9 protein-coding genes are annotated in these 20913 nt (G+C 40.9%); all 9 read right to left on the bottom strand.

Annotated features, from left to right (window positions below; translation table 11 throughout):
• Nucleotides 1-8: 8 nt before the first annotated feature.
• Entirely contained in the window at nucleotides 9-4523 is a 4515-nt protein-coding gene (locus ACX27_RS14525; RefSeq protein ID WP_062298344.1) for a type I polyketide synthase, read from the bottom strand.
• A 149-nt stretch (nucleotides 4524-4672) separates the two neighbouring features.
• Nucleotides 4673-7921 carry a non-ribosomal peptide synthetase gene (locus ACX27_RS14520; RefSeq protein ID WP_062293684.1) on the bottom strand — a complete coding sequence of 1083 codons (3249 nt, stop codon included), beginning with the start codon at nucleotides 7919-7921 and terminating at the stop codon, nucleotides 4673-4675.
• Between the two features lies 1 nt (nucleotide 7922).
• Nucleotides 7923-12314 (bottom strand): amino acid adenylation domain-containing protein, encoded by a 4392-nt coding sequence (locus tag ACX27_RS14515; RefSeq protein WP_335337834.1) that lies wholly within the window; start codon nucleotides 12312-12314, stop codon nucleotides 7923-7925.
• Nucleotides 12315-12360: 46 nt separating this feature from the next.
• Complete coding sequence (locus ACX27_RS35315) at nucleotides 12361-12462, bottom strand: hypothetical protein (RefSeq protein ID WP_335337833.1); 102 nt, start codon at nucleotides 12460-12462, stop codon at nucleotides 12361-12363.
• 194 nt (nucleotides 12463-12656) lie between these two features.
• Nucleotides 12657-13727: an HAD-IIIC family phosphatase gene (locus ACX27_RS14510; RefSeq protein ID WP_062293678.1), complete on the bottom strand. Its 1071-nt coding sequence runs from the start codon at nucleotides 13725-13727 to the stop codon at nucleotides 12657-12659.
• A gap of 3 nt (nucleotides 13728-13730) precedes the next feature.
• On the bottom strand, nucleotides 13731-14918 hold the full coding sequence (locus ACX27_RS14505) for an acyl-CoA dehydrogenase family protein (RefSeq protein WP_235526639.1): 1188 nt from the start codon (nucleotides 14916-14918) through the stop codon (nucleotides 13731-13733).
• 4 nt (nucleotides 14919-14922) lie between these two features.
• On the bottom strand, nucleotides 14923-15171 hold the full coding sequence (locus ACX27_RS14500; RefSeq protein ID WP_062293671.1) for an acyl carrier protein: 249 nt from the start codon (nucleotides 15169-15171) through the stop codon (nucleotides 14923-14925).
• Between the two features lie 18 nt (nucleotides 15172-15189).
• Nucleotides 15190-16044 carry a 3-hydroxyacyl-CoA dehydrogenase family protein gene (locus ACX27_RS14495; protein ID WP_062293668.1) on the bottom strand — a complete coding sequence of 285 codons (855 nt, stop codon included), beginning with the start codon at nucleotides 16042-16044 and terminating at the stop codon, nucleotides 15190-15192.
• A 26-nt stretch (nucleotides 16045-16070) separates the two neighbouring features.
• Nucleotides 16071-20777: a type I polyketide synthase gene (locus tag ACX27_RS14490; RefSeq protein WP_062293666.1), complete on the bottom strand. Its 4707-nt coding sequence runs from the start codon at nucleotides 20775-20777 to the stop codon at nucleotides 16071-16073.
• Nucleotides 20778-20913 lie beyond the last annotated feature (136 nt).

Below are 20913 nucleotides of genomic sequence, written 5' to 3'. Positions count from 1 at the left end.
TCTCCTGCTTATTGACTGATTTGAGCTAACAATTTACTTAAATTTTCTTGATTGATGTTGGCAGCCGCAAAATCAGATGGGGTATAGTCTCCGGCATCGGGAGATTGACAATGGCTAATCAAAGATTTGAGGGCTTGAACAAAATTGTGCGATAATTTTTCGACCGTCTGACGCTGATGAATATTTCGGCTGTAGTTGAAATATAGTTGTAATTGGCCTTCAGTAATTGCCGCATTAATTTGGAATAAATAAGGGCGAATTGCTTTTGGACTAGCTGTGGAGCCGAGTGCTTCTTCTGTCCATTTAAATAAGGAATCTTGCGGCAAACTTCTACTCAGTTGACCAAGGTAGAGAAACATTACCTCAGCTTGGGGAAGAGACTGGAATTTTTCAATTACTATCGAGTCAGGGCTGAGGTAGCGTAACACTCCATAGTCAATACCATTACTCGAAGCATGACGCACTTGTTCTTTCACGGCTTTGAGTGCATCCCCAGGATTAACTGTTTTGTCTAAATCTAACAGTACAGGGTAAGTAGTCGTAATCCACCCCACTGTTCTGGAAATATCGACATCATCAATTCCACCTGTACTCACCTCCCGCCCATTTTCATCAAGATTGATGAGGAGTAGGTTTTGCTTTGTCCACTGTTTAAAAGCCTGTACTAGTGCAGTCAGCAAAACTTCTTGTGTATTCATTCGATACACCCCCGGAACTTCCTGAAGCAGCAGTTGAGTTTCAGTTTCATTCAACGCAACTGAGATAACTTGCGCTTCTGAAGCTACGGTGTTGATGCCGTCAGGATAGTCTAAGGGTAGAGTGGCAACTTGCTGATAACGTCCGCTTAACCAGTGTTGTTGCTGTTGTTGTAACTGTTCTGATGCGGCATATTTCTGGAGACGCAACGACCATTGCTGATAAGAAGTTGTCTTTTGGGGGAGTTGAATGGGCTGTCCTTGACTCAACTGCTGATAACCAGTCTGGAGATCCTCTAATAAAATGCGCCAAGAACCAGGATCAGTCCCCAAATGGTGAATCACAATTAATAAGCGGCTGTTTTGCTGCACACCCATATCAAATAAAGCAAACCGGACAATTGGCCCAGTGGTTAAATTCAAACTGGCTTGAATTTGGGCTGCGGCTACTTCTAAAGCTGATTGTTGGGCGGTGGATGACAAAGCTGACAAATCAATATATGTCAACGGGACATATTCTTCAGGTGCGGCGTTGACCTGTTCCCATCCAGAATCAGAACGGGTGAACCGCAGACGCAAGGCATCGTGATGTATTAATAGTTGCTTTAAAGTTTGCTCTAAAATATCTAAATTCAGAGGTTTCACCACCTCTAACAAAATTGCTTGGTTCCAATGATGGGTTTCTGGCTGATTCAAGGCAAAGAACTGGTGTTGAGCCGGGGTGAGGGGAACTGAACCTGTGATGACACCTTGTTCAGCTTGAACAACTTGGGTTTTAGTGATTACCTGGGCTAATTTAGCGATCGTTTGATGTTCAAATAATTGCTGGGGTGTGAGTCGAAACCCCGCTTTATTGGCTCTGGCGCTGACTTGAATCCCTAATACTGAATCTCCCCCCAACTCAAAAAAGCTATCTTCCACACCTACAGCAGCAATACCCAGGAGTTCTTGCCAAATATTGGCAATGATTTGTTCTACTTCCGTTCTAGGGGCGACATAATCGTTATCTAAATTTGGTCGGAGATAGGCGGTGGTGCTGGTTGTTGGCGCAGTTTGAGTTTCTTCTATTGTGTTTGTTTGTTCCCCAGGGGCGCAACGCAAAACTAAATTAGCTGTCGGCTGGGCATCAACCCAGTAACGCTGACGTTCAAATGGATAGGTTGGTAAGGGAATTCTTTGTCGTGGTGCATCGGTATAAAAACTAGACCAATCTACCGCCCCCCCAGCTTGCCACAGGCGACCTAATGTATTTAATAAATAGGCAACATCTGACTGCTGCTCGTAGGAATAACGCAAGCTGGGAAGCATCAAGGATTTATCGAGACATTGGGATGCAAAACTAATTAATGCTTGACCGGGGCCGACCTCTAACAAAATCGGATTGTCTTTTTGTGATAATTGTTGGACTCCATCGGCAAAGCGCACTGTTTGACAAAGGTGCTGCACCCAATAGGTGGGGTCTGTGGCTTGTTCGGCAGTAATCCAAGTGCCTGTGACGTTGGAAATATAGGGGATTTTGGGCGATTTGAGGCTAAATTGATTAACTAAATTGTGAAAAGTTGGTGCGATCGCTTCCATCATCACAGAATGAAAAGCATGGGAAGTTTGTAACCGCTTACCTATTAAACCGCGATCACTCAATTTTTGTTCTAATTCTCCAACGGCATCGGGGAAACCTGCCACCACACACAATGATTCGCCATTAATCGCTGACAGGGAAATCTTCTCATTCAACCAAGGCTGTATCTCAGACTCAGAAAGTGGCACAGCCAACATTGCCCCTGTTGGTAACTCGTCAATCATCTGCGCCCTTCTAGCGACCAAGGTTAAAGCATCTGTTAAAGACAAAACCCCGGCTAGAGTGGCGGCGACATATTCACCAATGCTGTAACCAATCATCGCCGTTGGGCAAATTCCCCAAGATATCCACAACTGAGCCAAGGCATATTCAATCACAAACATGGCTGGTTGCGTCAAAACAGTCTGATTGAGTTTTTGCGTGGCGACATCGGTTGATTGCCCTCCCCGTCCCAGCATTTTCCGCAAATCTAGACCTTTTTGGGTTTGCTGGTTGCCATTTTGATGATTTTTGTTGGGATATAAAACATCCCGCAAATCTAAATTCAACAGTGGCTCAAGCAGTTCACAACATTCATCTACACAGCCACGAAATGTTGACTCAGTTTGGTAAAGTTCCAAAGCCATATCAACATAATGAGTTCCCAGCCCCGAAAACATAAAAGCAACTGGACGTGGCTGAGTTTTTTGGGCGACTGGCTGGGAATTTTGCAGCGCCTTAATTGCATCGGGAATATCTCGACACACCACCGCACGCCGATAGTCAAAAGTTCTGCGTCCAAAGAGCAATGTGTAAGCCGCATCAGCCAAGTTTAAATCAGGATGTGCTTGCAAATAATCCGCTAGATTTGTAGTCGCCTTTTCTAATGCTGATGCTGTTTTGGCAGACAGAAGCAACAATTGATACTTTCTCCCCTGCTCCCTGCCCCCATCCCATGCTGGCGCTTCTTCCAGAATCACATGGGCATTAGTTCCCCCCAACCCAAAGGAACTGACTCCCGCACGCCGGGGAATATTATTGGTTTGCCATTCTGTCAGTTTGGTGTTGACGTAGAAAGGACTATTGGCAAAGTCAATTTCAGGGTTAGGGGCGGAATAATGTAAGCTTGGGGGTATTTGTTTGTGCTTCAAGGCGAGGACAGTTTTGATTAACCCCGCCACACCAGCCGCAGTATCCAAATGTCCAATGTTGGTTTTGACGGAACCAATGGCACAGAAACCTGTTTTTTGGGTGCTGCTGCGGAAAGCTTGGGTGAGGGCAGCAATTTCAATGGGGTCGCCTAAAGCGGTGGCTGTACCGTGAGTTTCAATGTAGGTGATAGTTTCTGGTTCGACTTCCGCGACGATTTGGGCGGTTTTAATTACCTTGGCTTGGGTATCGATGCGGGGTGCTGTGTAGCTGACTTTAAACGCCCCATCATTATTGATTGCTGAACCTTTGATGATGGCATGAATTGTATCGCGATCGCTCAACGCATCTTCCAATCGCTTCAACACCACAATTCCCACGCCCTCACCGCCTATAGTTCCTTGAGCATCAGCATCAAAAGCACGGCAATGTCCATCAGGAGATAATATCCCCCCCTCTGTATATAAATATCCAGTTTTTCTGTCAGCAGTGATGGCAACACCACCAGCCAAAGCCATATCACACTCACCATTGAGTAAGCTTTGACAAGCCAAGTGGACAGCTACCAATGAAGTTGAGCAAGCGGTTTGAACTGCGTAACTAGGCCCTTCTAAGTTGAGTTTGTAAGAAACACGAGTAGTTAAAAAATCTTTATTGCCAGCCAACATAAGTTGCTGCGGATCTATAGCACCAATAATATTTTGATTTAAATAAATATTTAGTAAGTAGGTGTTCATTCCAGAACCAGCATAAACACCAATCGCACCTGGATAACTTTGGGAATCATACCCGGCATTTTCTAAAGCTGACCAAGCACATTCAAGAAATACACGGTGTTGAGGATCTGTAATTGTAGCTTCTCTGGGATTAAAGCCAAAAAACTCGGCATCAAAACATTCTGCCTCATCTAGAATTGCTTGGGCTTTAACATAATTAGGGTCATTTAATAAAGATGAATTTATTCCGGCTGCCAAGAGTTCTTCATCAGTAAAAAATGCAATTGTTTCCTTACCTTGCTGAAGATTTTGCCAGAATTCATCAATATTTTTGGCTCCCGGAAATCGCCCCGATAAGCCAATAACTGCTATTTCTGAACCATTTAATGATGTACTAATACCCATGATTTTAAATACTAAAAAAAAATTAATCACACAATAACTCTCTAAAACTTTTAGGACTTATGCAAAACATCTCTCAAACTCTCATTCCTCCGTGAACTCTGCGCCTCTGCGGTTCATTTCTTAAACTTCTTCTTCATACAAAACTAGTATTAAATATTTTGAATAGATTTAAGTTTCTGTAAACGTTTTCTTTGTTGAGCCTTGCCATCAGCAACTTTCTCAATAACAATTTCCGAAATCTCAGCAGTTAGTTTTTCCGGCTCAACTTGCGTTAAATAATTAGCTAAAGAATTAATTGTGGGATATCTAAATAAATCAAGAACCGCTAAATCTTTAGTAAATTTTTCCCGTAATTTACTATGTACTTGCACCAACAGCAATGAATGACCGCCGAGTTCAAAAAAGTTGTCATGAATACCCACATTTTCTACTTGCAGGACTTGTTGCCAAATTTCGGCAATAGTTTGTTCAACTTCGGTTTGCGGTGGTTGATAAACATCAGCTAATTCGGGGCGGTTTGTATCAGGTGCAGGTAAGGCTCGGCGGTCAACTTTACCATTTGTGTTTAAGGGCAATGCCTCTAACAACACAAAAGCCACGGGAATCATGTAGCTGGGTAACTTTGATTCTAAAAAACTACGTAGTTCTGAGATGCTTAATGTTTGGGCTGCTTGCGGAACTAGATAGGCAACTATTCGTTGTGCATTAACCACAACTACAGTTTCTCGCACTCCGGGATATTGAGCGATCGCCGCTTCTATTTCTCCTAGTTCAATGCGGAAACCCCGCAGTTTCACTTGATAGTCAATCCGACTAATATATTCTATTTCTCCGTTGGGAAGATAACGGGCTAAATCACCTGTTTTGTAAAGACGGCTGGCTGTGGTGCTGAAGGGATTGGGAATAAATTTCTCGGCAGTTAATTCAGGACGGTTTAAATAACCCCGACCAACACCGACACCGCCAATATAAACTTCTCCTGGTACACCCACAGGCACAGGATGAAGATATTTATCAAGGAGATAAACTTGAATATTGGCAATTGGGCGACCAATAGGTACTGTCTTTTGGTTATTTAAATGATTTTGACATTGCCAAAAGGTGACATCAACAGCCGCTTCTGTTGGGCCATAAAGATTATGTAATTGGGCATCAAGTCGCTGAAAAAAGCGTTGTTGTAGTTCAATTGGTAATGCTTCTCCACTGGCAATTACCCGCACCAAAGACTGACATTTTTCTACTGCTGCTGCTTCGAGAAAAACTTGCAGCATTGATGGTACAAAATGCAAAGTTGTAATTTGCTGCTGGATAATTAAGTTAACTAGATAGTTGGGGTCTTTATGTCCTTCTGGTTGGGCGATGACTAACCGCGCCCCGGTAATTAAAGGCCAGAAAAATTCCCAAACTGAGACATCAAAACTAAAGGGAGTTTTCTGTAAAACTCGATCGGCGGCGGTTAGTTGATAAGCATCTTGCATCCACAATAAGCGATTGCAGATACCGCGATGGGTGTTCATTGCACCCTTTGGTTTTCCGGTGGAACCAGAAGTATAGATGACGTAGGCGAGGTGATCTTCAGTGATCTGAGTAACAGGATTTGCACTGTGGCGATCGCTAATTAATTCCCAATCACTATCCAGACAAATAACCTGCGCTGGCTGATGTGGTAGCGTTGCAACTAATTTCTGTCGGGTTAACAAAACCCTTGGTTGAGCATCTTCTAGCATATAAGCCAAGCGTTCTTGGGGATAGCTAGGGTCTAGGGGTATGTATGCGCCACCTGCTTTGAGGATGGCTAATAACCCGATGACCATCAATAGCGATCGCTCTACATAAATCCCTACTAATACCTCTGGTTTTACGCCGCAAGTTTGTAAGTAATGTGCTAGTTGATTAGCTTTGGTGTTGAGTTCGCGGTAAGTGAGTTGCTCATTTTCAAATACAACTGCTACTGCATCTGGTGTTTTCTCGACTTGCGCGGCGAATAATTCATGGATGTATTGCGGTTGGGAATACTTAACTTGAGTATTATTCCACTCTACTAGCAATTGATGTCGTTCCAATTCTGTTAACAGCGACAACTCACCCAGACTTTGCTGTGGATTTTTGACCATACTTTCTAGTAAAGTCTGCAAATGTCCTAGCATCCGGTGAATTGTGTCACAGTCGAAGCGATCGCCGCTAGTAATTTTCAGCCACAACTCGTCACCTGGAATCACTGTCAGGGCAATTGGATAGTTAGTCTTTTCAAAGCTATGCACATCTTGGATATCCAAATTGATATCCCTTTGCCGTACAGACGCATCCATAGCATAGTTTTCAAAAATTACTATACTCTCGAATAAAGATAAACCTTTAGGAACTTCACTCCATCCTTGGACTTTAACTAACGGACAATACTCGTATTCACTGGCTTCAATTAGTTGCTCTTTGATTTTTAACAGCCAAGGTACCAGCAATGTGTCGGGAGATACTTGGACTCTAATTGGTACTGTGTTGATAAACAACCCTACCATAGACTCGGCTTGCGCTAAAGTCGGAGGACGACCAGAAGTTACCGCCCCAAAAATTACGTCCTCTTGACCGCTATAACGGCTCAATAGCAAAGCCCAAGCTCCTTGTACTAGAGTATTCAGCGTGAGTTGGTATTGCTTTGCTAGAGATTTTAATGCGGCGGTTGCAGCTACAGACAGCTTTAATTCTGCCTCGTGATAACTATCTGTTGGAGTCAGTAAACCATTTCCTGGACTGACTGATAGCTGTGTGGGAGTGGTAAAACCTTGCAGCGTCTGTCGCCAAAAAGTTTCAGCCTCAGATAAATTTTGTTGCTGTAGCCAAACAATATAATCTCGATATGGGCGAATAGTTTCTAAGTATACCTGTCGCTCGTTATTGAAAGCCTTGTAACAAGCCAGGACTTCTTGAAAAACTGTCGCTACAGACCAGCCATCTAGCAACAGATGGTGATGACTCCAGGTAAAGTTATAGGCAGTCGGCGACAGTTGAATCAGTGTGAAGCGCATCAATGGTGCTTGCTTAAGATTAAAACCACAAGAGCGATCGCTTTGGAAAAACAATTCTAATTCTTGTTGTTGTGCTTCCGGGGAGAGATGCTGCCAATCATACTCTTGCCACGGTAGATTTACTTGTCGATGTACAATTTGTACTGGTTCTTTTAAGCCTTCCCAAACAAAGCAGGTTCTCAAAATTGCATGTCGTTCTACAACATATTGCCATGCACGATGGAACATGGTGACATTCAGCTTTCCTTGGAGATTCCAGCTAAATTGTTCAAAATAAACCCCAGACTTAGGAGTAGCAAGACTGTGAAACAGAATACCTTGCTGCATGGGCGAGAGGGGATAAAAATCTTCAATGTTTTTATTTTTCACACCCATATCAAATATCTCCTATAGCTGCTGTAATGGCATCAAGAGCACTTTGATCCCATTGACTTTGTTTAAACTCAGCGAAATCAGCAGGGGTAAAACCACCTGCATCAACAGACTCGCAGTGAGCAATCAGCGATCGCATTTGCTCAATCAAGTTTTCTGCTAATTTCTCAATGGTGGTTGGTCGATGCAACTTGCTACTATAAGACCAACTCATTTCCAGATGTCCCTGATAAATCCTGGCGTTAATTTCTAGTAAGTGAGTCCGTTGATTTTGCCCACTGTGAGTAGCACCAATGGATTCTGGCGCAAAACTAAATAATGATGATTCGTCTAAAATGCGATCAAACTGTCCTAAATAGTTAAAAATAACTTCAGCCTGGGAGGAGGAAAATTGTGCGGCTATTTCTTGATTTTGACTCAGATAACGCAGTAATCCATAGCCAATACCTCGATTCGGAATGGCTCTTAGTTGCTCTTTAATTGACTGCAAAGCTTTACCTAAATCTTTAGTATTTTCCAGATTTAAATGTACAGGAAAAATCGTGGTAAACCAACCCACTGTTCTCGATAAATCTACATCCTGAAAAAGTTCTTCTCGCCCATGTCCTTCCAAGTCAATTAATAGAGAATTTTCTCCCGTCCACTGATTAAAAGTTAGTATAAGTGCTGTTAATAATACATCATTAATTTGGGTCTGATAAGCTGCTGGTACTTGGTGCAGCAAACTTTGGGTTTCGTCCACAGACAGGGATACTGATACAGTCGATGTGGTTACTTCTAGATTATCTCCATCGCCAAAATCTCTTGGTATAGGCGTAACCGATTGATGTTGAGTTGTTAGCCAGAAGTCTATCTCTTCTAGTAAAACTGAAGATTGTGCATATTTTTGGAGATAGCTAGACCATTGTTGATAAGAAGTTGTTTTGGGTGGCAGATTGATTGCTTTGCCTTGACTTATTTGTTGGTAAACTGTTTGCAAATCTTCAATTAAAATTCGCCAAGACACACCATCAACGGCTAAGTGGTGAATAATCCACAGTAACCGTTGGGGTTGATGATCTCCCAAGTTAAACAAAGCAACTCGGAATAATGGCCCCTGTGACAAATTTAAACTAGCTTGTAGTTGATTGGCGGCTGATTCTATTGCTGGCGATCGCTGATGTTCTGGTAGTGCGGCAAAATCGAAGTATGTCAACGTTAGTGCCGGATCTGGACTAACAATCAGTGCTTGAGTACTAAATTCCTGCTGTCTAAAACGTAAACGTAAAACATCATGATGTTTGTCTAAAAACTGGATGGTTTTCTCTAAGATTACAGGGTCAATTTTTTGTTTGCTTTCTAAGCATACCGCTTGATTCCAGTGGTGTGGTTCTGGTTGCTTTTGCTCAAAAAACCAATGCTGAATAGGTATCAATTCTAGTGTTCCAGTTAATACGCCTTGTTCAGCTATAATTTTCTCTTTTGTCCCAATTACTGTTACTAATTGGGCAATAGTTTGGTACTGAAACATCTGTTTAGGAGTTATTTGCAGACCCCAACGGTTAGCTTTAGATACTACTTGCAGACTTAGAATCGAATCTCCACCGAGTTCAAAAAAGTTATCGTTTATGCCTATATTTTCTAAACCTAATACTTCTGACCAAAGGGCTGCTAACTGCTTTTCAATGCTTGTTTGTGGTGCAACAAAAGTTTCTGCGAGTTCTGGACGCACCATATCAGTTGCCGGAAGTGCCTTGCGGTCAATCTTACCATTGGGTGTTAATGGTAGTGCCTCTAAGATCACAAAAGCGGCTGGCACCATGTAATTGGGGAGCTTTGATTCTAAAAAGCTGCGTAGCTCAGAAATTGCCAGTGTTTGCTGTGTTTGCGGCACTAAATAGGCAATTATTTTTGATTCTTGACTAACTACAACTACAGTTTCACGCACCGTCGGGTATTGGTTGATGATGGCTTCAATTTCTCCCAATTCAATGCGGAAACCACGAATTTTTACTTGGTTGTCAATGCGCCCAATGTATTCAATTTCTCCATTCAGCAAATAGCGGGCTAAATCGCCTGTTTTATAAAAACGTTCGCCTTGCTGACTAAAAGGATTAGGGAGAAATTTTTCTGCTGTCAATTCCGGACGGTTAAAGTAACCCCTACCTACTCCAACACCACCAAGATAAACTTCACCTGTCACACCAATCGGAACAGGATTGAGATGCGGATCAAGTATATAAATTTGAATATTGGCAATTGGTTGACCGATGGGAACTGTATTTTGGCTGGTAAAACTATCTTTTTGACACTGCCAAAAAGTCACATCTATAGCTGCTTCTGTTGGGCCATAGAGATTATGCAGTTGCACATCCAGCCGATTAAAAAAGCGTTGTTGCAGTTGGGCTGGTAATGCTTCACCACTGGTAATCACTCGGACTAGAGATTGACATTTTTCTAAATCTGCTACTTCGAGAAAAACTTGCAGCATTGACGGCACAAAATGTAAAGTGGTGATTTGCTGCTGGATAATCAAGTTAACTAAGTAGTGGGGATCTCGATGTCCTTCTGGTTGAGCTACTACTAAACGCGCACCTGTAATCAATGTCCAGAAAAATTCCCATACAGACACATCAAAACTGAAGGGAGTTTTCTGTAAAACCGCGTCTGCTGATGTTAATTGATAAGTATCTTGCATCCACAGTAAACGATTGCAGATACCTCGATGGCTATTCATTGCACCCTTGGGTTTACCTGTAGAACCGGAGGTGTAGATGACGTAAGCAAGGTGATCAACTGTGATGTTGGTTACAGGATTTTCTGTGCTTTCATGAGCAATTTGTTCCCAGTCACTATCGAGGCAAATTATTTGCACTTTGTGATTGGGTAGACTTGCTAATAAGTCCTGTTGTGTGAGCAGCACGCCTGGTTTTGAGTCTTGTAACATCCCAGCCAAGCGTTCTTGAGGATAGCTAGGATCTAGGGGGATATATGCACCACCCGCTTTCAGGATGGCGAGTAGTCCAATTACCATATTCAAAGAACGCTCTACGCAAATCCCTACCAATACCTCTGGCTGAACTCCCTGTGAACGTAAATAATGAGCTAATTGGTTGGCTTTGGCGTTTAATTCTCGATAAGTTAATTGCTGATTTTCAAACTCTACTGCTACTGCATCCGGTGTTTTAGTTACCTGTTGTTCAAATAATTCATGAATACATTTATCTAAAGCGTAATTAGTTGCTGTATTATTCCATTTAACTAAAAGAGTCTGAAGCTCAATTTCTGTTAATAATGACAGTTCTGATAACCGCTTCTCTGGAAAAGTAACAACATCCTCTAGCAAATTAGTAAAATGCCCTACCATTCTTTCAATAGTTGCAGCATCAAATAAATCTGTGTTGTACTCCCACCACCCCCAAATTTCTGGCTGAGAATCTACTATATACAGCGATAAATCAAATTTTGCTGTGCCATTATGGTTCTGAAGCCATTGGAGAGTCAGTCCAGGTAATACTAAATCTTGCTTAGTATCTTCTTGAAAAGCAAAGGTTACTTGAAAAAGTGGGGTATGACTGAGATTTCGCTCAGGTTGTAGCTCTCCTACTAATTGCTCAAAAGGTAAATCTGCATGAGCATAAGCTCCTACACACACATCGCGCACTCTCTTGAGCAATTCTCCAAAGCTGGGGTTTCCAGAAATATCAGTACGCAGCACCAAGGTGTTGACAAAAAAACCGATTAATCCTTCAATATCAGCATGGTTGCGGTTAGCAATTGGAGAACCAAGGCAAATGTCTTCTTGACTTGTATATCGATATAACTGTGTTTGAAAAGCTGCTAACAAGGTCATAAATAATGTGACTCCTTGTTGCTTGCTTAAAGACCTCAACCCTTGGCTTAAATCTGATGATAGCTGGAAGTTTTTGGTTGTGCCTTTGAAACTTTGTACTGGAGGCCGCGGATGGTCTGTGGGTAAAGATAAAGTAGTAGAAGCATTTGCTAGTTGTTGCTTCCAATATAAAAGTTGGGTATTTGCGCGTTCAGCTTGTAACTGTTGAAGCTGCCAGATAGAATAATCGGCGTATTGAATTGGCAGTTGTGAAAGTGGACATGGTTGTTCTGCTGAAAAAGCTTTGTAAATGACTGCTAATTCCTGCTTCAATACTTGTATTGACAACCCATCACAAATAATGTGATGGATGGTCAATAACAGCAAATATTCCTGTTCCTTAGTCTGCAATAACATCACGCGCAGCAAGGGACAGACTGCTAAGTTGAAGGGTGCTTGAGCAATTTCATGAGTTAGGCGCTCAACTTCCGCATTCTGTAATGCTGGCGGTAAGTGGCTCAAGTTTACCACTGGTAACTTCACAGTCACAGAGGGATGAATTACTTGGACTGGTTGCTCGTCTATTGTTTCAAAAGAAGTACGCAGAGATTCATGGCGGTGAATAATTTCATTAAAACTTTTTTTCTAAAATGGCAATATCGAGATTACCTGTTAATTTTATAGATACAAATTCGTTATAAACATAACTTTGGGGTTCCAATTGTTGCAGCACCCACAATCGCTGTTGAGGTGCGGACAAAGGAATTGAACTTCGCTCGGTACGACGAGGAATAGTTGTTTTTTGATTACTAGTATGACGCTCACCTCGTAAGCGTTTTTTCTAAAATGGCTTGTTTCGCGGGTGAGAGGTGAGAACGACGTTGAATAATTTCATGATTTTTACTGTCCATAGTATTTATTAATAAATTAATCAATTACTTGAAAATTCACATACTCAGGCACATCTTGAATCCGACTTAAATCATTTTCAAAAATCACCAAATCGCCATCCTTCTCAACTTCTCGAAAGCCAGCAAATTTATAAGATATGTACATCATCCGGTTGCGATCGTTTGAGACAAACTCCGCCAACAATCGCACATGATGACTCTTAGCCAAATTCATCACATGATTTAACATAATTGTCCCGACACCCCGCGACATCACCCGACAAGACATCAGCAACAGCTTAATTGTCCATGACAAAGGTTGACATTCAATTAAAACTAAACCTATCTTGCCGTAGCTACCATATTTATCGTCTAAGCTGGCAATTAGCAATTTATGGTTTTCTGAGGTGCGAAAATGATTCAGTTCATCGTAGGAATAGGTATAACCAGTTGTATTCAATTGATTAGTTCTGAGTGTTAATTCTTCTGCACGCTGTAAATCTGCTTCTTGAGCAGTAGAGATGGTGAAATTCATCTGGAGAGTAGCTAAAAATTCATCTGCTGTGCCGACAAATTCTTTCTCCGCATTGTGTCGTTCAATGTCGCTGAGATACATCAATCTTCTCAGGCGTGAATCTTCCGTAATAAACCGGGGATTCATCGCAGGCATATCTAAAATACTGCCAATTTCTGCTGCATTGATACAGAGAATTTCGGGCAGGGAAAACTTGACTTCTTCTAACTCAAATAACTGGTCATCAATAAAGGCGATCGCATCTAACCCAATATTCAGCAACCGAGCAATTTCTTTAACTGAATCAGCCTTAGAATTCCAATTAATTTGGGGATATAAGAAATACTTTTGTAACCCAAATTCTGCTAATTTAGCTATTGCCGTATAATGCTCATTCTTACTAGCTATAGATTGTAATATACCACGTTTATCTAAAGTTTCAATCAAACTTACAATATTTTCGCGCAGAGAAACTTGATTATCTTCTAGCAAAACTCCGTGCCATAGGGTATTATCTAAATCCCAAACGACACATTTAATCACTTTTTTATCTTTTTGTTTACTATTTAAATTTAGCTCTTGAATACTAACCATATATTAAGTTCTCTCTACTAATTGCTTATCTAAACCAGTAGTTACATTTGCAAATAAATAATCTTGATAACCAGATTCAGCAATGGTAATTTCTTGAATTTGAGTACTACCTTCAATAATTTCCATAATTTTCGAGTCGCGTAAATATCTTTCTACAGGATACTCACTACTACAACCATTTCCTCCATGAAGTTGTACAGCATCATTGGCTATTTTGGTAGCGACTGTAGATGCGAAATACTTAGCAATGGCAGTCTCGATAATAGAATTAGGGTCGTTAATATCTTTGAGATAACCAGCTTGATAACATAACAATCTTGCTGCTTTGATGTTAGCTATCATCTGAGTAATCTTTTGCCGAATTAATTGATGTTCCTTCAAATAAACACCAAACTGTTTGCGTTCATTTGTATATTTGATACAAGCTTCTAAACAAGCTTGAGCAATACCAACACATCCTGCTGCCACACTATATCTACCATAATCAAGGGCAGAAGCAGCAATATAAGCAAACCCAAAACCTAATCTACCAACTAAGTTTTCTCGTGGAATTTGACAGTTATGAAAATATAATTCTGCTGACATTGAAGCCCTCACTCCTAAAATGCCAGACATGGGTTTGACTGTAAATCCTGGGCTATGTTTTTCCACTAAAAAAGCCGTCGGTTTACCTTCACATTGGGCAAAAACTAAATAGACATCTGCTATTTGTCCGTAGGTAATCCATTTTTTCTGTCCATTTAAAACATAAGCATCATCAACTAATGCTGCTGTAGTTTCTACACTTTTCGCATCACTACCAACATTTGGTTCGCTTAGTGCAAAAGCCGCGATAATTTCTCCAGATGCGAGTTTGGGTAGCCAATATTCTTTTTGAGATTTATTACCCCATTTACACAAAGCATGAGCTACCATGTTGTGAACTGTCAGCAAACTTCTAATAGAAGAACATCCCCGTCCCATTTCTTCATTGAGAATGCCATAAGTAATCATATCCATTGCCTGACCGCCATATTCTTGGGGTAAGATAGCACCGAGAAAACCGCGTTGAGCAATTTTTTTAATTAATTCTGGTGGTGTAAGTTCTTGTCTATCCCATTCACCAGCATAAGGAAATATTTCTTGGTTAACAAAAGCTTTAAATTCAGCTTGGGCTTTTTTTTGTTGGGCAGATAGTTCTATTTTCATCATAAATTTACTGTGCAAGAACAGCAGTTTTGCGTTCCACTAAATTGGCGATAGAGTTGATAGTGCGGAAATTTTCAAACTCTAAGTCTTCGTTCTCAACTGCAATCTGAAATTCTTGCTCGACAAATAAAACAAGCTGCATAGCAAACATCGAATTTACAAAACCAAGCGAGAAAATATCTTCGTCTGGTTGTAAGTCATGATTGCCGAAAAATTTTGACAAGAAGGTTTTAATTTTAGCTTGAATTGCTTGCATAATTCTTAATATCCCTATTTATTGATATACGAAAAAACCTTGACCATTTTTTCTGCCATATAACCCTGCATCAACCATTTTTTTCAGTAAAGGGCATGGTCGATACTTACTATCGTTAAAGTTTTCATACAAAACTTCGATAGAAAATAAAATGGTATCTAGTCCAATTAAATCTGCGGTTTCTAAAGGCCCCATTTTGTGACCAAAACAGCCTTTAAAGATTTTATCCACATCTTCGGCTGTTGCTACTTGGTCTTGTAACAGAAACACAGCTTCATTAATTGTTAACATCAACACGCGGTTAGAAACAAAACCCGGTGAATCGTTAACAATGACGCATTCTTTCCCCATTTGAGATAACATTTGTTTTGCTATTTCAATTGTTGTCTCAGAGGTATGATATCCCCGAATCATCTCTACCATTGGCTTCATTGGTACAGGATTCATAAAGTGAATACCAAGGACTTGATCAGGGCGTTTGGTAAGTGAAGCTAGGCGGGTAATGGGAATTGCTGATGTATTGGCAGCAAATACACAATGTTGTGGACAGATAGCATCTAATTGTGGATATATCCCTTTTTTAATATCCCATTTTTCGGTGACATTTTCAACTACAAAATCGGCATTTTCTAACAGTTTATAGCTGGTAGAAAAATCGATTTTTTCTAGAATACTATCTGGGGTTTTGCGATTGTCGCTTTTCTGGAAAAAACTTTGCAAGCGGATATTATTTCTGATTTCGTATTTAGCTTTATCAAGAATATCTTCAGAAATATCTATCAAAATCACTTGATGGTCTGTTTGTGCGAGGTTTTGTGCAACCCCGATACCCATTACACCTGCACCAATGACACCTACTGTTTGAATATTCATAATTTCACTTAGCCTCCTTCTGCTTTCTAAACATAAGTATGTGAAACTAGCTTTTCGGCTTCTTCGTCGGTCAATTCTGACAATTCTTGGATCACGATGTCCTCAATTACCACAGCTAATTCCGCCACAGTTGGCGCTTCAAAAATATGGCGCAATGATAGTTCAACTTGAAAATCTTGACGCAACTGAGAAACTATTTGTGTTGCAATTAAGGAGTGTCCACCCAAATCAAAAAAGTTATCATCAACTCCGACTTGATCAATCCCTAATAATTCTTGCCAAATCTCAGCAATCTTTTGCTCAACTGCACTACTGGGTTCAAGATAAGCAGTTTCTAAAATCGGTCTTGGGTGTGCTGTTTGAGATTGAGGAGATTGTGCAGAATTTTTTAAGAAAAGTGGTACGGCAAAAGCTTGATGTTCTGCAATGACAGTTTGGAGATTTTTTGTTGATACAATTACTTGAGGTAAATTTTGAGATAAAATCCGCTCAAAGGCATCTATACCCTCTGCAAAAGAAATACCATACTTTTGTCGTATTTGCTTAATTTCTGCTTGCATATTGGGTGCAAATGCTAACAAAGATTTTTGCCAACTATCCCATTCCCACCAATCCCAGTTGATGGAGATTGTCGGTATTTGGTGTTGATAAAAATTGTTATGGGCAAATCCATCTAGAAAGGCGTTAGCTGCACAATAATCTACTTGTCCTAAGCCGCCTGTAATTGCAGTAGTAGAAGAAAATAAGACCAGGAAGTCTAAATTGAGGTTCTGCAAAACAGTATTTAAAACTATTGTGCCTTGGAGTTTAGGTTGAAAAACTTTTGCTGCTAATTCAGGTGTTTTGAGTTGAATGATCCCTGCACCTGGAGTTCCGGCTGCATGAATTACGCCATGAATCTTACCAAAGCGATCGCATACCTGATTAATCGCACTCTGCATTTGTTCTAGGTTAGTAACATCGGCTTTCAACACTAAGACTTCTGCACCTAACTCTTCTAGCAGCTGGAGTTTTTTAATTTTGGTTTTGAGTAAATCATCTTGCTCTTGGCTGGATAGCAATTCCTCCCAGTCAACTTTTTTGGGAAATTCCGAACGTCCAATCAGGACTAATTTTGCTTGTACTGTCTTGGCTAAATGTTCGGCGATCGCTAGACCAATTCCACCTAATCCACCTGTGATTACATATACTCCTCTGTTTCTGAATTTGTTGTTAGTGCTTGTTTGGCTGGCGATGGGTAAGGGTTCAAAACACTGTATCCATCTTTGATTTCCTCGATATGCAATTACTTGCTCAGATGCAACTGTCTGAAGTTCTCGGTAAAGATTGTTTATTAACTGTTGCCGTTGCTGAGTATTAACCAGGGGAATGGTAATATCGATGCTGCGGCAGGATATGTGGGCATATTCTTGAGGAATAACTTTACATAGCCCCAGAATTGTTGCCTTTTCTGGACATAAATATTCTTCATCAAGTACCTGTTGCATGTTGTTAGAAACAATATTAATTGCTACAGGTTTGGTAAGATTTTGTTCTCCCAGTGCTTGGATGAGAAAAAGCAAGCTCCAGAAACTTATATCTTGAGTAGCTGCAAAATTTTCTAGATCCGATATTTGATTATTATATGATGTGATGTTCCACAGATGAGTAATTTTATGTGGTATTTGACCCAAATTGTGAAGCTGTTTGATTAAAGTATCATAGTCATTTCTGCTATGGGGATTAATCGTATATTCCCCATAGCTAATTTGACTAAATTCTTTGCCAATTTTGACAGTGATGACATTTTGACGCTCATTTTGCAGGAGTTCGACAATTTGATTACCAATACCGCAAGCATCAATAAATACTAACCAACAATCACTGGAGTTGATTGATTCTGCTTGTATCCTTGGGACAAGTAAAGCAGAACGTTTCCAAGAAGGAATGTTAAACCAGTCGGTAACATCCAACTTTTCTGTTGATAATGCTGGAGATTTTTCTGAATAACTTGTTGGTTTTTGTGTCTCTAACCAGTAGCGTTGACGTTCAAAAGGATAGGTTGGTAAAGGAAGACGATAACGACGCTCATCACGATAAAATCCTGACCAATCTATTTCTACTCCGGCTGACCACAACCTACCTAGTGTTCTTAACAAGAATACTAAATCTGGTTTTTGATCGTAAGAATATCTCAGGGAGGGTAAAATAATCTGACTTATTTCGGGATTGTTTTCGAGACATTGAAGGGCGAAACTATTTAAAGTCTGTCCCGGCCCTACTTCCAATAAAATGGGATTATTTTGATTCCACAGTTCTTGGATACCCGGAGCAAATAACACAGGTTGACACAGGTGTTGAACCCAATAATCGGGATTTGTGGCTGCTGCTGCTGTAATCCAAGTTCCTGTGACGTTAGATATGTAAGGAATTTTTGGGGCTTGGAGTTGAAAGCTTTTGACTAACTCACGTAATTCAGAAATCGCACCCTCCATCATAGGAGAGTGAAAGGCGTGAGAAGTTTCTAGGCGACGACAAGCTAAACCTCGTTCAGTTAACTGTTGTTCCAGAGCCTCTATAGCCTTAGTTGCACCTGCTACTACGCACATAGACGTGCCGTTGAGAGCAGATAGGGAGATTTGATCATTTAGTAGGGGAGATATTTCCGCTTGTGAAAGTGGAACAGCGAGCATTGCTCCACCTGGTAATTTTTGAATTATCCGCGCTCTTGCAGCAATTAGTTGTAAACCCTCTTCTAGAGATAAAACCCCTGCAACAGTGGCTGCTACATACTCGCCAATACTGTAACCAATCATGGTTTGTGGACGAATTCCCCAGGATATCAATAGCTGTGCTAAAGCATATTCAATGACAAAAATGGCTGGTTGGGCTAGTTCAGTTTGATGGAGTAAGGAGGGTTGTTCTTGATGTCGCCCCAACATTTTCCGCAAATCTAAACCTTGAGATTCCAGATTTAATTTTTGCTTTTCTGGAGTTTGAGGTGAATGTCTATTTGGATAAAGAATATCGCGTAAATCTTGACCTAAAAGCGGTTTTAGAAACTCGCAACAGTAATCAACTTGCTGGCGAAAGATAGATTCAACTTGATAAAGTTCCCAACCCATGTTGACATATTGAGTACCCAGACCAGGGAACATAAAAGCTATGGACTTTTGTTGTGTTGCTGGGATGCTGCTCAGTACTTTTTGAGAGTTTTCTAGGGCTGCGATCGCATCTGCAATATCTCGACACACCACAGCACGCCGATAGTCAAAAGTTCTGCGTCCAACTTGTAATGTGTAAGCAACATCCGCAAGGTTTAAATCAGGATGCTGTTTCAGGTAATTTGCCAGATTCACAGTTGCAGTGTTTAATGCTGAGTCTGTTTTGGCTGAAAGTACTAATAATTGCCAAGGACGAGAAGCACTAGACTCAAGCAGGGTTGGCGCTGCTTCTAAAATGACGTGGGCGTTGGTTCCACCGATACCCAAAGAACTCACACCAGCACGGCGAGGGGTATGAGTAGTTGTCCAATTTGTCAGCTTGTTATTGACGTAAAAAGGACTGTTGGCAAAATCAATGTTGGGATTGGGTTCGGCAAAATGTAAGCTAGGCGGTATTTGTTGATGTTTGAGCGCCAAAGCAGTTTTGATTAAACTTGTCACCCCAGCAGCTGCGTCCAAATGACCAATATTGGTTTTGACAGAACCGATCGCACAAAATTGCTTTTTATCAGTACTTTCACGGAAGACACTGGTTAATGCCGCGATTTCAATCGGATCACCCAAGACAGTTCCGCTTCCGTGGGTTTCAATATAGCTAATGGTTTCCGGCGGCACATCTGCTAAACTTAGCGCCTCAGCAATAACTTGAGCTTGTCCGTTGACGCTGGGTGCTGTGTAACTGATTTTACCTGAACCATCGTTATTGATAGCACTACCTTTAATGACAGCATAGATGTGATCACCATCGGCGATCGCTTCAGTTAACCGCTTTAAAACCACAATTCCCAGGCCATTGCCAACAATTGTACCTCTAGCTTGAGCATCAAAGGCGCGACAGTGACCATCAGGCGATAAAACACCACCTTCTTGATACAAGTACCCGGTTTTTTGGAGAATATTAATTGAAACTCCCCCAGCTAAAGCCATATCGCATTGATAATTTAATAAGCTTTGGCAAGCGAGAGAAATTGCAACTAAGGAAGTAGAACAAGCAGTTTGTACTGTGAGGCTAGGGCCTGTGAGATTTAATTTATAAGAAACACGAGTAGCGAGGAAATCTTTATCGTTACCAATTCCCCTTTGAAAAAGACTCGCTAATCCTGTGCGCTCATTATTTAAATCTAAAGATAAATAATTATTTGCACTCGAACCTGCATAAACTCCAATCCGACTTTCGCAACGTTGCGAGTCATAGCCGGCATTTTCTAATGCTTCCCAGGCACATTCTAAAAATAACCGATGCTGTGGATCTGTAATTTCTGCTTCTTTGGGGTTAAAACCAAAAAATCCCGCATCAAATAAATCTATATTTGCTAATACACCCAGACTTTTCACATAATCGGGGTGATTCACTAATTCTGGCTCAATTCCCGCCGCAATTAATTCTGCATCAGTAAAGGTAGAAATGGATTCGACACCAGAGCATAAATTTTCCCAAAATTCTGGAATATCATTAGCACCAGGGAAACGCCCCGACATCCCAATAATTGCGATCGCTTCTATTACATCTTGTAATTCTGTACTATCCATCACTCCTATCTTAACCTCATTAATTACACATTTTATTAGCGCAGGTTGCTGGCTAATACTGCTCTACTCAACCAAGAAAGTTCCCATAAAAATCCGAAAATATTGACTTGTCGTATGTAATTGTTTCAGCTTCCTG

Origin of the sequence: Nostoc piscinale CENA21, from assembly GCF_001298445.1 — a bacterium.
Classification (GTDB): domain Bacteria; phylum Cyanobacteriota; class Cyanobacteriia; order Cyanobacteriales; family Nostocaceae; genus Nostoc_B; species Nostoc_B piscinale_A.
Note: the sequence above shows the minus strand (reverse complement) of the source record. Positions and strands in the feature narration are given on the sequence as shown.